At 69.3% G+C, this 251-nt stretch carries 1 protein-coding gene; it reads right to left on the bottom strand.

Going from position 1 to position 251, the window contains the following annotated elements; translation table 11 throughout:
* The coding region (locus RVY79_RS20850; RefSeq protein ID WP_317466514.1) for a hypothetical protein at positions 1 to 251 on the bottom strand (251 nt) is incomplete at both ends.

Raw genomic sequence — 251 nt, 5'->3', positions numbered from 1 at the left:
CAGCCCAGGCGCCGGGGCCTCGATGAGGGCATCCTGCGTGTGGCCGGTGGGGTAGACGCCGGTCCAGCGCTCCACCACATCGCAGGCCGGCAGATGCACGGCCTCGTGCAGATGGCCGAGGATCAGTTCGTCGACCGCGTCGCTCGCAAAAGGCTCGGGGCTGGCGTCCTCAAGGTGCGAATCACCAACGACCAGGCTGCCGTCCGCGCTCTGCACCGCAATCAGGTGGATGCCGTGGGCGAGGCTGTCGG

Source organism: Chromohalobacter sp. HP20-39 (assembly GCF_033052815.1).
Taxonomy (GTDB): domain Bacteria; phylum Pseudomonadota; class Gammaproteobacteria; order Pseudomonadales; family Halomonadaceae; genus Chromohalobacter.
This window is presented reverse-complemented; position numbering and strand designations above follow the sequence as displayed.